Raw genomic sequence first — 14662 nt, forward strand, 5'->3', positions numbered from 1 at the left:
TAGGATATATTTGATAGCTTTGCGGAGGAATGGGGTTCGTGCCTCTTTCTCGAATAGATGATAACAATAAAAGTAAATGATAATGAATGAAAAAATGAATACTCCATTGGGTAGCGCTTTTCCCAAGGAACGGGTTCGTTATGCGATGCTTTCTTTCTTTTTAGCGCAAGGTCTTTGTTTCTCTAGTTGGGCTAGCCGTATTCCGGACGTGAAGGATTTCTTTGAGGTGAATTACGCTTTCTATTGGGGTTTGGTCTTGTTCCTGATCCCGGTAGGTAAGTTTGTGGCGATACCGTTAGCGGGTTATTTGGTGTCGAAGTTGGGAAGTCGTATTATGGCGCAGGTCAGTGTGTTGGGGTATGCCTTGGCCTTATTTGCGATCGGTACGGCACATAATATTTATCTGCTGGGTGTTTATTTGTTCTGTTTTGGGGTGTTCTGGAATCTTTGTGATATATCCTTGAATACGCAAGGAATTGGTATCGAGCGGCTTTATGGGCGTACGATTATGGCCTCATTTCATGGAGGTTGGAGTCTGGCGGCCTGTTTAGGAGCTTTGATCGGGTTTATCATGATCGTATCCGGTGTTACTCCGTTCTGGCATTTTACGTTGATTGCGTTATTGATTGGAGTGACTGTTTTGGTAAGCCGGAAGTATTTGCAGGAAGACGTGGCGGTTGAGTCACCGGAGGAAGAGAAGGAAGCGGAGAAGAAAGAAGCTCCGGCATTGTTGAGCTTTATCCGTAAGCCGGAAATACTGTTGATCCAGTTAGGTATCGTCGGACTGTTTGCCTTGGTGGTGGAAAGTGCGATGTTTGATTGGAGTGGACTTTACTTCGAATCGGTACTACAAGTTCCTAAATCCTTGCAGATCGGTTTCTTAGTGTTCATGGTGATGATGACGGTAGGCCGTTTTCTTACGAACTCCGCCTATAGTGTTTTAGGAAAGCAGAAGGTGTTGCAATTAGCGGGTTTCTTTATTTTTGCAGGTTTCTTTATCTCAGCCATGTTGGGTGGAATGTTCGAATCGATGACGGTTAAGGTGATCGTGAATTCCTTAGGCTTTATGTTGGTAGGCTTGGGCATCTCGTGTATGGTGCCTACTATTTATAGCTTAGTGGGCGCTAAATCGAGAACTCCGGTGGGAATTGCCTTGACGATCCTTTCCAGTATCAGCTTTATCGGCTCGTTGATCGCACCTTTGTTGATCGGAGCGATCTCGCAGGCTTTCAATATGAAATACGCTTATATCGTGGTCGGCTTGTTAGGGCTTTGTATCTTGCTAATGACTACATTCTGCAAAGCATTCAAGAATAATTAAAGATAGAGAATTGAGAATTGAAAATTAGGAGAGAGCGAATAATTTTCAATTCTCAATTTTCAACTACTCAGGCATTCGTTGTTCCGCTGTCTCTAAGCATCGCAACACATCTTCCTTAGTGCCGTTGAATGGGCCTATTCCTTCGATTTTCAATGTTGTCATAGCTGCCGCGAAACGTCCGGCTTCTTCTATGCTTGCGCCTTTGGCACGTTTATAGAGATATCCTGTCATATAAGTATCACCCGCTCCGGTAGCGTTTACTACTTCTTTCGGTATGTAAGCGGGGATTTTATGGAAAGTGGAACCGTCGTAAATGATAGATCCCATGCTTCCGAAAGTCAGCAATACCTCTTTCACGCCCCAATCGTAGATAACTTTTCCTGCGTTCACGGCATCGGTATATCCGGTTAACACCTCCATCTCATGTTCGTTAGCCTTGAGGAAGTGCACGTATTTAAGTACTTCTTTTTTCTCTGGCCAATCCACGGCAAATACATCCTTGTCTCTTACTTCCCGTAGATACCCTTGCGAGTCAATCGATACTAAGCCTTTCCCCGCTAAATACTTTACCACTTCCAAAGAGAAATCATCGGCAAGCAAACTACCAAGGTGGAAGATCTTGGAGTCGATGTTCTCCAGATACTCTACGGTGAAAGGATCTGCTTTCGCCAATACACGTTGCGTACGGTTATCTTGGTTCTCTCCATAAATATTCTCGAAATAAACGGTGTGCTTACTTGGCATCACGGCAACGTCGATACCTTCGGCTCGTAGTTCCTCCACCGTTTTCATCTCAGATTCAGCCAAGGCTGTCACTAGAGTATAGTCAATATCATCGAAATGTTTTATCGCATGCGAGAAATAAAAGGAGGTTCCTCCCGGCATATGGACGGTATTCTTAGGTGTCACTACCTTATCCAAGGTGATGTGTCCTACGCAGCAAAGTTCGTGTGTATTCATTTTTTACTCAGTTTATTATAAAGCGACAAATTTATGAAAAAAGAGTTCAAGTACATAGGATAGTCGTTATTTTGACCAATAAAAGCGTAAACGAGGCGCTTCCATGCAAGAGCGAAAGTATTTACATATAGTAGAAACGAAAGTGTTTACCTCTAGAAGTAAAGTCATTTACATATGGAAGTAAACAGCGTTACATCTAGTTGTAAATGTAATATGCTGATAATCCGTATATAATACTGTTGGCGGATAATGCTCGGTGTATCTGCTGGAAATATTCAAATTCACCTTATCCGATAAGCATGCTTATTTGGATTTAGAAAGAAGAATTGATAATCAGTCAACGACATAGATAATATATAATGTACGCTCGTACATTATAATATATGCAATACGCATAGAGGTTATACTACTATATAGGTGATGTATATTTTATGTGCGATGGAATAGAATGTGAGAAACGACTAGTCTAAACGATCGATTTTTCTAGTCATTTGCAAAGGTACGCGTTTCTTCGACACTTACAACCCTTCCGCATTATTTTTTTATCGCTTATCCTCTTTCTTATCAATAGGATAGGTTATCCTTTACGAAACAACGGATTCTTTCAACAAATCTCCTGTTTTGGCACTAAAAAAACGCAAGATTTAGACGATCGTTTAGACTAGTCGTTTTATGCCCAATTTGAAGGGGCAAAATATTGAAGAGCTTTTAATTAACACTAGTATTAATATTAATTTTAGAATTATGAACAAAAAGTTTTCTACTCTTGTAGCTGGACTTGCAATGATTTCGGCTGTTGCTTCAGCCCAAATCACCAAAACAGACGGTTACACCATGTTGAAGTCCAGTTCTTCTGATTATTTAGCTGTTTATGGAGCTAAATCGGACTCTGTAGTGGTAAAAACATTTAGCAATTTGGCAACTGCTCCTAAAGCTTCTATTGACTCTGCTATGTGGAAGGTTACTGAAGCTGGAGTTGATGCTACAGGAAACAAGCTTTACAGCTTCACTAACAAAAAGACTGGTGCTGTATTGTCTTTCGCTGCAAAAAAAGATGCTAAACCTAATTTAGCGGCAGGTGTTGACAAGTGGTCTGTAACTACTGACGGCAAGATTTCTGCTTATTATTCTGCGAACGGATCTTTAGGATTGGTTGTGTCTGGAGGTAAGTTATCCTTGGGCATTGCTAGTGCCGCTACAGCATTCACTTCGGAAGTAAATTCGGCTTTGAAGGCTCGTACTTTGGCTGCCTCTGACTTAGGCGATGGTTTCACTGTATTCTCTTTGAACTTTGGAGAGGCTTATCAAGAGAACATCTTTGAGGGCAAAGAATTAGTAGCTACTCAGTTGACTGGTGCTGATGCTGATTATGTACAGTTGCAGGAAGTTGGCGCTGATAAGATCGGTGAAAAGGATGCTTACTTCGGTTTGGATACAACTAAGTACACGATCGCTGGGCAAAAGGATGTATTTGGCTATAAATTCGCAAAAGACTCAACTTGGTTGGATAATGGTTATCATACAGTATTGAATGGTGATTTTCAAAAGTTCAAATTTATTCAAGACTTATCAAACGATAAAGTCGCTGTTTATGTAAAGAATGCACCTGTTTATAATACAACTACTAAGAAATTTGAAGCTGCGCTTACAGGTACTGCTGCTGATGTTCAAGTAGTATATGCTCAGGTAACCAATTCAAAGGTATTGACAGTCTCTAAACTTTCTGGTACTCCTTCTACAATCGAGCAAGGTGTCGCTCCTTCCGTAAAATTAGGTAAGGGCACTCCGGCTACATTGCCTACTGGTGATGGTGTTTACTTCATCAAGGTTAAATCTGGTGATGAGTTTAAGTATGTTTATGCTACGGCTAGTGGATTGGAATTGAAGAAGGATGCTCCTAATGCATATAACCCTGCTGGTCAGTTCTATGTAGTTGCTAAGGGTGGTAAATACCAATTCGTTGAACGTAACTTCAACCAAGGTCTTACAACTGCTGCCGCTCAGATCTATAAGGTAACAGGTAAAGACGCTTACAGAGTGGATGCTGTAAATAGCGCTGCTTCTGCAAGTTTAGCGGCTGGTACTGAATTCTATTTCGAATATCAGAAAGATATCAAAGCCGGTGGCAAGGAATACAACTATATGGCTACGAAGTATTTGGACAAGGTAGCTGTTGATAACTTCGCTTATACATTGAACTTGATCTCCGGTACGGAGGGTGTTGATGATTTGTATACAATCGTTGACGGCGTATTGAAGGTTAAGAAAACTACAGCCGAAGACGCTGCTAAATTCAAGGTTGAAGTAATTAAAGATAAAACGGGTAAGGTCTGGACTAGCAATGCTGATGAACACAAAGCTGGTGTAGGTGCTATCGCTTTAGGTGATACTTTAGCTACGGCTACTTATAAACTTTACAAGCAATATACAAAAGAGTATGTTGTAGCTAAGGATAATGAATTTAAGTTGGCAAAAGAAGATAATACAGCTACTCCTGCAGTTGCTGGTTCTGAGTTCACATTCAAAACAGCTAAGGGCAATGGTTATTTATTGTCTACAGGTGATAAGATTGTGGTATTGGATGTTAATACTGGTAAGTTGATCTCTGCTGCAGCTTCAGCTGTAAATAACAACTATTTTGACTTGGTAGTAGAGCCATCTCCGGACTACGCTACATTGAATGCTCCTTCTCACATGTTGGTTAAATCTGCCGAGGCTGATGGTAAAGCTCTTTCCATGAATCCTAAGTCTTTGTTTGCGGAGGTTAAGTTGGCAGGTCAAGAAGAATATATCGACAGCTTGTTTGGTTTGTGGATTGATACTGCTTGTGTAAAAGATGTAACTAGACCTACTTATTACATCACAACAGGTAATGGGTTAGACTCTGCTGCTATCGCTGATGGTTACAGATATTTCTTGGTAAATCCTCAAGATTCTGTTTATTCTGCGGTTAAGGGTGATGATGATAAATATACATCTAAGACAAATGAAGGTAGCGCTTATTGGAATGCTACAGAAGGTTTGGTGAAAGCAGCTTTTGTTAAAGCTATCGTTTATGGTGAGGATTCTTTAGCTATTGTTCGTGAAAAAGCAACTGCTGTTGATACCTTGAAGACTATGTCTGTAAATCCGGCTGCAATGGCATTTGTTACAACTGCAAATAATACATTGAAGATCGAGAATAAGACAACAAAGGAGATTGCAAACGAAGATGATGCAACTAAGACTGATCGTGAAGATGTAACTTCTTATTTGAAAGTTATCAACAACGTATTAGTTTGGACGGATAATCGTGACGAGGCTCATGAGTTCGTTGCTGAGGCTACGACATTACACCCGACATCCAACGATAACGTTGAAGAAGGAGCTTCTGCTATCTCTGTTATCGCTAACGATGGTACTGTAACAATCCAAGGTGCCGCTGGCAAGTCTGTTGTTATCTCTAACATCTTAGGTAAGGTGGTTGCTGAGACAGTTCTTTCATCTGATAACGCTACAATCGCTGTACCGGCAGGTATCGTAGCTGTAGCTGTAGAGGGTGAGGCTGCTGTTAAGGTGGTTGTTAAATAATTATTTTATTCGAAATGATACAGTAGAGGCGGGCACGTCCCGTCTCTATCTAAATATATTTAATTAAATAATTTCCACGCAACAAAGTATCCCGTGATGGGGGAACGTGTGGTTAATACTAAAGTAAAAAAGTTCTTCCGATAGTATTTCCGTGAGGAAGGAAACCGGATAAAAAATTGCTCCCGGCGATATTCGTATCGTCGGGACTTTTTTATGGTTCGGAAAGCTTTTACATAAATAAATGCGTATATTGCGGCAAGCTTATAATTTTAGAGTTTATGGAATATACCTTACTGATACTTCTATTACTGATCATGATTTGGATAAACTTGCGTAATAAGATATCCAAATCACAAGAGAAAACGGAGGAATTGTTGAAAGAGATCGCTGCCTTGCGTAAACGTTTGGAGAATAGTCCGGAAGTTGTGGACGAGATAAAGGAACCGGAGCCTGAGATCTTGAAAGAGCCGGAAGTTTTCGTACAACCTGAACCGGTAAGGGCGATTGTCGAACCAGCGAGAAATCTTCAACCCCGGAAGGAACGGAAGCCTGTCAATTATGAGAAATATATCGGTGAGAACTTATTCGGTAAAATCGGTATCCTGATACTCGTCTTGGGTATGGGTCTTTTCGTGAAGTATGCGATAGATAAGGAATGGATAAACGAGACCTTGCGTACGATCCTTGGCTTTGGGATGGGTGGATTACTTCTATTCGTGGCTTGGCGTTTGAAGGATTCCTATCGTACTTTTAGCTCTTTGTTGGCGGGAGGCGCTTTTGCGATCTTCTATGTAACGGTGGCGATCGCCTATCATTATTACGGGCTGTTTAGCCAAACGGTCGCTTTTATTCTGCTTGTGCTGTTTACCGGATTTATGTCGTCTTTATCTATACTCTATAATCGTAGGGAACTGGCGATTATCGCTTTGGTGGGTGGATTTATCGCTCCATTCTTAGTGGGTAGCGGAGATGGAAGTTATTGGGTGCTGTTTACCTATGTCATGATCTTGGACCTAGGAATGTTCGGGCTATCTATCTATAAGAAGTGGGGGGAATTGCCTGTAATTTGTTTTGCCTTGACTTGGATCGTCTTTGCGGGTTATACGTATGCTGCGGATCTGGATTTGATGGGAAGTGTCCAATTAACACATTTACTTATTTTCTCTATTGCCTTCTATTTGATCTTCTTATTATCGGTCGCTTCCATCGTACGAATCAATATCCGGGGGATCAATCAATATTTATTAGGAGTGATCGGATTGAACAATTTTGTATTCCTGTTCTTTGCCCTTTGTCTCCTGCAGAATATGGAGCTTGAGCGGAATTGCAAAGGTCTGGTAACCCTTTTTGTTGCGGCTATTAACTTCGCTCTTTTCTTTTGGATCAAACGGAAAGGGGAACCTTTCACTTTCTTGATGCATACGTTATTGGGTATCGCTCTTACGTTCGTATCGGTGACGATCCCGATCCAACTGGAAGGGACCTTTATTACCTTGTTTTGGGCTTCAGAGGTAATGATTATTCTCTGGTTCTATAGTCGTTTCCGTCTGCGGGTTTACGAGATATTCGCTTGGGTACTTCCGGTCTTGACGCTGGGCTCTTACGGAATGGATGTCTTCCACGGATGTATGGAGGCTCGGTACGGAGATTCTTCCCTATTTATAAATGGCTTGTTCGCTACCGGCATTTTTACGGGGCTATCGTATTGGGTAGACGCTTGGTTGGTACGTCCGACAAGGATATCGACGAAAGGGCCTCTCTTGACGGGATGTGTCGTATTATATATAGCCTTTGTTTTCGATTTCTATTCATATGTAGATCCTTCGATCGTGTCCTTTAGCTATATCGAGACATTTACGGTGGCGGTTTTATTTGCTGCGAATGTTTTATTAGGGAAAAGCTATTTGCCTGTGTCAAGAAATGCGGGGGGATACGGACTACTCTTGGGGCTATCTTTATCCCTGTTCGGAGGAATGTCTTTGTGGGTCGGGTATGATGATCTCTTTATTCCCCGGTTCCTGCTATGGGTTTCCTTGCTTTTAATCGGGGGGCATATTTTTGTCTTGGGGCGGTACTATTATAAGTCATTTGACGCAAGAGAAAAGCGTACGCATGGGATGACCTTATATATTTGTTTGCTGTCTACGATATTACTGGCCGTGGGAACGAATAATTTGTTGAATCAGTTGGGCTTGCCGGATGAATTAAGCGCAGGCTTCTCTATCTCGTTGAGTCTTGCCGGCTTTATGCAAATGGCGGTGGGAATGCGATTGCACCTGAAGGTTGTCCGGATGATTAGTTTGGCCACTTTCTCGATCGTATTGCTAAAGTTGGTGTTGGTAGATCTGTGGCTCTTGCCTACGATCGGGAAAGTGGTCGTCTTTATAATCTTGGGAGTTATCTTATTGGTTCTCTCCTTCTTGTATCAAAAGTTGAAAACTGTCTTGTTCGATGATAGCTTATAGGATATCCACTAGTTTCTCCAGCCCCATGCTATGAGAGCCTTTGATCAAGATATGATAGCCCTTTAACGGCTGCCTCCGAAGCTCCTCCGTCATAGCCTCTGTGGTAGCGAAGGGGGAGAACTCTTTGCCTACCTTGGAGAAATGCTCGCCGCAGAGGAACACCTTGTCGAACTGGCCTTTCTTGATCTGTTCGACAACCTCCGCGTGTAATTCGTTGCTAGTTGGTCCAAGCTCGCGCATATCTCCAAGGATGATGGCTTTAGGCTGTACGGGCATGGTGATGAAATTGTCCAGAGCTACTTTCATGCTACTCGGATTCGCGTTGTAAGCATCGATAATCAATTCGTTATTATCGGTTTTCTTGAACTGAGAACGGTTATTGGTAGGCTCGTAAGCGGCGATAGCACGGCTGATACGCTCTGCCGGGATCTTGAAGAAGCGGCCTACGGCGACGGCGGCCAATACATTATCTAGGTTATAACTACCGATCATATGTGTTTCGACGGTATGCAACTTTCCTTGTTGCTTCCAATTGAACACTAAGAAAGGATCGCAACTGACTACCTGTCCGGACGCAAAAGCATCATCCCCGTTTCCATATGTGATTTGTTCGATGCCTTTGGCGATAGACTGAAGGTACTCGTTCTCTTTCTTGATAAATATCTTGCCTTTGGAGCGACGGATATAATCATATAACTCCCCTTTTGTCCGGATCACACCCTCGAAAGAACCGAAGCCTTCCAGATGGGCACGGCCTACGTTCGTGATGATGCCATAGTTTGGATGGACGATATCCACTAATTCCTTGATGTCTCCCGGATGGCTGGCGCCCATCTCGATAACCGCCATCTCATGGTCATGAGTCAATCGGAGCAAGGTCAAGGGAACGCCAATATGATTATTGAAATTACCTTCGGTATATAGCAAATTGAATTTCGTTGAGAGTACGGCAGCCAATAACTCTTTGGTCGTGGTCTTGCCATTCGTTCCGGTAATTCCGATGATCGGCAACCCCAGTACCTTGCGGTGATGGTGCGCTAATTGTTGCAAGGTCTTCAGCACGTTATCAACAAGGATCGTGCGTTCGCCTATATAATAATCGGGATTGTCTATGACGGCATAGACACAGCCGGATGCCAAGGCTTTCCCGGCATATTGATTTCCATCGAATTTATCGCCTTTTAAGGCGAAGAAGATAGAACCCTTCGGACAGTTCCGGCTATCTGTCGTTATTTGAGGGTTATGTATAAATAAATCATAGAGGTCGATAATACTCATGACTGTATCGCGTTAAATATTTATTCCTGTCTAATTCGGGGCAAATGTAGCAATTAAATAAAGAATGAAGAATCTAGAAGGAGATTTTAAGAGAGAAACCTGTATCTTTGCTGGAAATAAGGAAAGATCATGTTAGATAAAACGCTCAATATTAGAGGGACACTTACTTCTTTAGCGACACCGTTGGTGATGGGAATCTTGAATATTACTCCTGATTCTTTTTATGCGGGCAGCCGCAAACAGACCGAGACCGCTATCGAGGACCGTATCCGGGAAATCTTATCGGAGGGAGGGGATTGGATAGATATCGGTGGTTATTCATCCCGTCCGGATGCCGCTGAGGTTACGCCGGAGGAAGAGATGCGCCGTTTGGAGTTTGCCTTACATATATTAAATAAGCATTACCCGGATATCCCGGCGTCCGTAGATACGTTTCGTGCGGGGATTGCGCGTCGTTGCGTAGAGGAATATGGAGCAGCTATCATTAACGATATCTCCGGCGGTGAGTTGGATGCGGATATGTTCCAAACGGTAGCGGATTTGAAGGTGCCTTATATTATGATGCATATGCGTGGAACCCCTCAAACTATGCAGAGGCATACTGATTACCCGGATATGATGGAGGAGATCATGCTGTACTTTTCCCGGAAGGTACGCCAGCTTCGGCTTTTAGGGGTGAATGATATCATCCTCGATCCCGGCTTTGGCTTTAGTAAGACGTTGGAGCAGAATTACCAATTGATGAGCCATTTAAAGGAGTTCTCTATTTTTGAGTTGCCTTTATTAGTTGGAGTCTCCCGTAAAAGCATGATTTATAAATTACTGGGTGGAACCCCTGCGGATAGCCTGAACGGAACGACTGTATTGAATACGTACGCTCTCTTGAACGGCGCTAATATCCTTCGTGTACATGACGTGCGGGAAGCAGTGGAAGCCATTCGCGTCATAGGTCAAATGACCAACAAATAATTTTCAATTTTCAACTTTCAATTCTCAATTAACTATGTGGATGCATTTCGGTATAAAAGACTTGATTGACGTATTGCTGGTGGCTTTCTTCCTGTACCAGACCTATAAATTGATGAAAAGCTCAGGCACATTGGCTATATTCAGTGGAGTCGTATCATTCATCGTCGTATGGATCTTGATCTCGCAGGTATTGGAGATGCGGTTGATGGGGGCCATCTTGGATAAGTTTATTAGCGTAGGTTTCGTGGTTTTGGTAATCCTCTTCCAAGACGAGATCCGCCGTTTCCTGTTGGCGTTAGGTTCGCATCGGGGCTGGAAATTCCTAGGGAAACTTTTTTCCAAGCGAGGAGGCGATCCGGAGAAAGAAGGGAAGTTTGTCGCCCCTGTTGTCTTGGCTTGTATGAATATGGCCCGGAAAAAGACGGGTGCCTTGATCGTGATCCAGCAAGATATGGACTTGACGATCTATGAGCATACGGGCGAAATGTTCAACGCCGATGTAAATGCCCGCTTGATCGAGAACATCTTCTTTAAGAACAGCCCGTTGCATGATGGTGCCATGATCATAGCCGATAACCGGATCAAGGCGGCCGGTTGTATCTTGCCGGTCGCCCAGAACGCTACCCTTCCCAAGGATATGGGATTGCGCCATCGTTCCGGGTTGGGGATGTCATTGGAGACAGATGCGCTGGTTATTATTGTCTCGGAGGAGAGAGGAAAGATCTCCGTGGCCCATAAAGGTAAGTTAAGTGTGAATGTGACAGCGGAAGAACTGCAACAAATACTCTCCGGGGAGCGGGAAGTGACGAATTACTGTTAAAAGATCTGAAACTGGTATCTCTATCTGTAATTCTTTTGCCTATTTTGTAAACTCTATATTGCATTATGCCTAATTTTGTAGCCGGATTACGAGTACAATTATTAAATAATATAAAATATCTTCCGCTATGGATTTAATGCAAGACATTATTGCGCGCGCTAAAGCTGACAAGCAGCGTATTGTTCTTCCCGAAGGTACCGAGGAAAGAACTCTTAAAGCTGCCGACCGATTACTGGCCGACGGTGTAGCAGACATTATCTTAATTGGAAACCCCGCTGAGATCAAGGAGTTGGCGGCAGGTTTCGGACTGAACCACATCGGTGAGGCAACTCTTGTCGATCCGAAAAATCACGAGAAGAAAGCCGCGTATGCAGACTTGCTTTTCCAACTTCGCCAAAAGAAGGGTATGACTCCCGAGAAGGCTGCGGTTTTAGTTGAAGATCCTTTGTTCTTGGCTTGCCTGATGATTAAGTCGGGTGACGCTGACGGTGAGATCGCCGGCGCTGAGAATACGACGGGTAATGTATTGCGTCCTGCTTTGCAAATTATCAAGACGGCTCCGGGCATGAAGTGTGTTTCCGGTGCGTTCCTTATGTTCACGAAGACTCCTCAATATGGGGATGATGGTATTTTGGTATTTGCCGATTGTGCGGTTATGCCGAATCCGAACGCGGAAGAGTTGGCTAGCATCGCTGTCGCTACCGCCGCTACGGCTCGTAATATCGTAGGCGTTGAGCCTCGTGTGGCTATGTTGAGCTTCTCTACGAAGGGTAGCGCTTCTCACGAGATGGTAGACAAGGTAGTGGAGGCTACTCGCTTGGCTAAGGAGATGGCTCCGGACTTGAAGATCGACGGAGAGTTGCAGGCCGACGCGGCTTTGGTTGAGGCTGTAGGTAGCAAGAAAGCTCCGGGTAGCGAGATCGCCGGTAAAGCGAATGTTTTGGTATTCCCGACTTTGGAGGTGGGTAATATCGCTTATAAGCTGGTTCAACGTTTGGGTGGCGCTGAGGCTGTCGGTCCTATCCTTCAAGGTATGGCCGCTCCGGTGAACGACTTGTCTCGCGGTTGTTCCGTAGACGATATTTATAAGATGGTAGCGATCGCTTGTAATCAATCCATCGGTTTGAGATCCGCAAAATAATAGATAATCCTAACGACTTAATAATATGAAGATTCTAGTATTGAACTGCGGTAGTAGTTCTATCAAATATAAGTTATTCGATATGACCTCCGGTGAGGTTATGGCTCAAGGTGGTATCGAGAAAATCGGTTTGCCGGGCGCGTTCCTGAAATTGACGGATAAGGAGGGCAAGAAGGTGGTTATCGAGAGAGAGATTCCCGGCCATCAACAAGGCATCGAGTTTATCTTGAGCGTATTGACCGACGCAACTTATGGTTGTATCAAGGACTATAAGGAGATCGACGCTGTTGGTCATCGTTTGGTACATGGTGGCGAGGAGTTCGCTTCTAGCGTATTGATCAATCAGGATGTAATCAATAAGGTAATCGAGTGCTCTGATCTGGCTCCGCTTCATAACCCGGCTAACTTGAAGGGTGTTCGGGCGATGGAGGCTTTGATCCCGGGTATTCCTCAAGTAGCGGTGTTTGATACGGCTTTCCACCAGACCATGCCGGATTATGCGTATATGTACGGTTTGCCTTACGAGATGTACAAGAAATATGGCGTACGTCGTTATGGCTTCCACGGAACCAGTCATCGATATGTATCCCGTCGTGCTTGTGAGATCTTAGGTGTTCCTTATGAGGATCAGAAGATTATCACGGCTCACGTAGGTAACGGTGGTTCTATTACCGCCATCAAGAATGGTAAGAGCGTGGATACTTCCATGGGCTTGACTCCGGTTGAGGGTCTGTTGATGGGTACTCGTTGCGGCGACGTGGATGCGGGTGCTTTGTCTTTCATCATGGATAAGGAAGGCATGGATGGTGCCGGCCTTTCCGACTTGATCAATAAGAGAAGTGGTGTTGCCGGTCTTTCCGGTATCTCTTCCGATATGCGTGAGATCGAGGCTGCCGTAGCTGCCGGAAATCCGCGTGCGATCATGACCTTGAACGTATATAACTACCGCATCAAGAAATATATCGGCGCTTATGCCGCCGCTATGGGTGGTTGCGATATCTTGGTTTGGACCGGTGGTGTCGGTGAGAACCAATGGGCGACCCGTCGTGCGGTTTGCGAGAACATGGAATACATGGGCATGAAGATCGATGTTGAGAAGAACGAGGGCATGCGTGGCGAGGAGATGGTAATCAGCACTCCGGACAGTAAGGTGACTATCATCGTCGTTCCTACGGATGAGGAATTCATGATCGCTGCCGATACCTTGGAGATCTTAGATAAAAAGTAACCAGTAACGTTTCATATAATTTTAGCTAATCCTCGCAGCTTACAAAACACGGGATTAGTGTTTAGATCGCCCCGACACCGGTTGGGGCGATCTTTTTTATGCGAATATCGGATTATTCGTTACTTTTGCGGAATTACATATTAAATATATACAAAACATGGCTCAATACAAACGTATCTTATTAAAATTAAGCGGTGAGTCGCTGATGGGTGGTAAACAATATGGGATCGATGAGGTTCGCTTGAATGAATATGCGGCACAGATCAAGGAGATCGCCGAGATGGGTGTACAGATCGGTATCGTGATCGGTGGCGGTAATATTTTCCGCGGGTTGAGCGGCGCTTCCAAAGGTTTCGATCGGGTAAAAGGAGACCAGATGGGTATGCTGGCAACGGTGATCAATAGCTTGGCGCTTAGCTCCGCTTTGGTCGCTCAAGGCGTGAAGGCGAAGGTACTGACGGCTATCCGTATGGAACCGATCGGCGAGTTCTATAATAAATGGCGTGCGATCGAGTTGCTGGAACAAGGCAACGTGGTAATCATGTCTGGCGGTACGGGTAATCCGTTCTTTACTACGGATACCGGATCTTCTTTGAGAGGCATCGAGATCGAGGCGGATGTCATGCTGAAAGGTACCCGTGTGGACGGTATTTACACCGCTGATCCGGAGAAAGATCCTACGGCTACCAAGTTCTCCGATATTACGTATGATGAGATCTATACCCGGGGCCTGAAGGTAATGGACTTGACCGCTACCACGATGTGTAAAGAGAACAACCTCCCGATCATCGTATTCGATATGGATACCAACGGCAACTTGAAGAAAGTGATGAGCGGAGAGAATATCGGGACACTGGTGCATAATTAGTGCCATTAACCGATGACACGGCAGTGCCATGCTGATGGCATA

At 44.1% G+C, this 14662-nt stretch carries 10 protein-coding genes; 8 read left to right on the forward strand and 2 right to left on the reverse strand.

The features are described from left to right. Positions 1-82: 82 nt before the first annotated feature. Positions 83-1321 carry an MFS transporter gene (locus tag DWX84_RS07940; RefSeq protein ID WP_122377474.1) on the forward strand — a complete coding sequence of 413 codons (1239 nt, stop codon included), beginning with the start codon at positions 83-85 and terminating at the stop codon, positions 1319-1321. Between the two features lie 63 nt (positions 1322-1384). On the opposite strand, the gene DWX84_RS07945 is transcribed toward DWX84_RS07940, so the two are convergent. Continuing rightward, positions 1385-2281: a PfkB family carbohydrate kinase gene (locus tag DWX84_RS07945; RefSeq protein WP_005867349.1), complete on the reverse strand. Its 897-nt coding sequence runs from the start codon at positions 2279-2281 to the stop codon at positions 1385-1387. Between the two features lie 672 nt (positions 2282-2953). On the opposite strand from DWX84_RS07945, the gene DWX84_RS07950 reads away from it, so the two are divergent. Both DWX84_RS07950 and DWX84_RS07955 read left to right on the forward strand, forming a co-directional pair. Then, complete coding sequence (locus DWX84_RS07950) at positions 2954-5851, forward strand: DUF6383 domain-containing protein (RefSeq protein WP_229040455.1); 2898 nt, start codon at positions 2954-2956, stop codon at positions 5849-5851. 278 nt (positions 5852-6129) lie between these two features. Continuing rightward, positions 6130-8316: a DUF2339 domain-containing protein gene (locus DWX84_RS07955; RefSeq protein WP_122377481.1), complete on the forward strand. Its 2187-nt coding sequence runs from the start codon at positions 6130-6132 to the stop codon at positions 8314-8316. Here DWX84_RS07955 and murF read toward each other — a convergent pair. Further along, positions 8311-9594, reverse strand: coding sequence for a UDP-N-acetylmuramoyl-tripeptide--D-alanyl-D-alanine ligase (murF, locus tag DWX84_RS07960; protein WP_048927086.1), 1284 nt, complete (start codon positions 9592-9594; stop codon positions 8311-8313). The genes DWX84_RS07955 and murF overlap by 6 nt on opposite strands. A gap of 129 nt (positions 9595-9723) precedes the next feature. Between murF and folP the strand changes: the two genes are divergently transcribed. The 5 genes from folP (at position 9724) to pyrH (ending at position 14620) form a co-directional block, all read left to right on the forward strand. Beyond that, entirely contained in the window at positions 9724-10563 is an 840-nt protein-coding gene (gene folP, locus DWX84_RS07965; RefSeq protein WP_122377475.1) for a dihydropteroate synthase, read from the forward strand. A 34-nt stretch (positions 10564-10597) separates the two neighbouring features. Further along, the gene (gene cdaA / locus DWX84_RS07970) at positions 10598-11383 is read left to right on the forward strand and encodes a diadenylate cyclase CdaA (protein WP_008772898.1); all 786 of its coding nucleotides are present in this window, start codon (positions 10598-10600) and stop codon (positions 11381-11383) included. 127 nt (positions 11384-11510) lie between these two features. Beyond that, entirely contained in the window at positions 11511-12524 is a 1014-nt protein-coding gene (gene pta, locus DWX84_RS07975; protein WP_048927088.1) for a phosphate acetyltransferase, read from the forward strand. A gap of 25 nt (positions 12525-12549) precedes the next feature. Next, on the forward strand, positions 12550-13752 hold the full coding sequence (locus DWX84_RS07980) for an acetate/propionate family kinase (RefSeq protein WP_036614670.1): 1203 nt from the start codon (positions 12550-12552) through the stop codon (positions 13750-13752). A gap of 157 nt (positions 13753-13909) precedes the next feature. Further along, positions 13910-14620 (forward strand): UMP kinase, encoded by a 711-nt coding sequence (pyrH, locus tag DWX84_RS07985; RefSeq protein ID WP_005867363.1) that lies wholly within the window; start codon positions 13910-13912, stop codon positions 14618-14620. The last annotated feature ends 42 nt before the right edge of the window (positions 14621-14662 follow it).

It is taken from the genome of Parabacteroides sp. AF21-43 (assembly GCF_003635435.1).
Lineage (GTDB): Bacteria > Bacteroidota > Bacteroidia > Bacteroidales > Tannerellaceae > Parabacteroides > Parabacteroides distasonis.